This is a genomic window from Veronia pacifica (assembly GCF_001707825.1).
GTDB classification, from domain to species: domain Bacteria; phylum Pseudomonadota; class Gammaproteobacteria; order Enterobacterales; family Vibrionaceae; genus Veronia; species Veronia pacifica.
In genome coordinates, this window is the sequence record NZ_LYBM01000102.1 from 1 (window position 1) to 1,135 (window position 1,135).

A 1,135-nucleotide genomic window follows, 5' to 3' on the forward strand; every position below is an offset into this window, starting at 1 on the left:
AGACAGAATCAAGTTGGCAAGATGAGTTACCCGATTTAATTTTTGATAATAAAAACTAATGGGTTTTTGATTTAGTGCTGCATGTTCTAGTTTTTGGTGAGCAGGTCACCCCAGAAAACGATTAAGCTTTAAAAACCGAACATAAATCAGGTTAAGTGCCGCACTTCAAACTTGAAGCTAGGCCATAAACTTACGATCAACATAGCGCTGCATAAATAAACGAAGTGATTTGCCTAGTTTCAATTTATTTAACTTTAAATTATACAAGTCAAAGTCACATAGAACCTCGTCCAATAGTGGTGGTGGGATTTTTATAAGGCGCTCATATTCAATCTCTGATTCAGCCCACAGAGTCCCAAGTGAACCAGCAGCTTCTTCACGCATGTAATCTGGTTCAGAGTCATCCATTAGGACTTTGAAAAGTGCATCTTTTGGAGCTTGCCCGATGCAATACATAAGGCTTTCGGCTGCAGCAACTCTAGTATTTGCATCTTCAGACCTATCCAGAAGATAACTAATACAATTTTCACAGTCTTCCGTACTCAATCCTTTAGTCATAGGCATAACGCCTCCAGCAGGGGCCGAAAAACCAGAGCGAAGCGGCGGTTTTTTGGTCCCTCTGGCTGGCTTTGTTAACTGGATTACCCATCGATCTCGTTATACGTGGGTTTACCATCGATAAATCGGGCTGTGAAATAGTGCTTGGCGGCATCTACATAGTAACCAACAGTCCACTCGTTTTTTTCATCAGCGTCCCTTGGTATTTCTATGCTCATTAGTTCGAAGTCATCTTTCCAGTTGCCACTGAATTGCTTGTCTGTCCACTGCTGAAAGTCTGGTTCGAATATTGGCCAACATTTGTCAAACAAAGCTTCGAGGTCAGAAACTGCATTTTTATAAAACACCACATGGACATCAGTTGGCCCAGATAGGGGTGCATTAATTAGTATTGTTAATGGCTCTTTCGCTTCATTTATTGATGCCTCGGCTTCCCAATAGTCATCATCGGCTGGTTCGTCCCCACCCATGAAAAGTATCTTGCCAAAGTACTCATGCTCCATTTCAACTGGAGGCTTTCCAAGAATCATGTCCTTGATCTTTTGCCACATACTCTCAGATCCAGTTAACAGTGCTG

The 1,135-nt window shown here is 41.9% G+C and carries 2 protein-coding genes; both read right to left on the bottom strand.

What is annotated here, in order from left to right; translation table 11 throughout:
• Positions 1 to 177: 177 nt before the first annotated feature.
• Complete coding sequence (locus A8L45_RS23280; protein WP_139122470.1) at positions 178 to 558, bottom strand: HEAT repeat domain-containing protein; 381 nt, start codon at positions 556 to 558, stop codon at positions 178 to 180.
• Between the two features lie 83 nt (positions 559 to 641).
• On the bottom strand, positions 642 to 1,135 hold a 494-nt coding region (locus A8L45_RS23285; protein ID WP_217492218.1), incomplete at its 5' end, for a hypothetical protein.

Excerpts from the sequence above, each read along its gene's own strand:
- A8L45_RS23280 (WP_139122470.1), bottom strand. The coding sequence starts at position 558 with ATGACTAAAGGATTGAGTACGGAAGACTGTGAAAATTGTATTAGTTAT.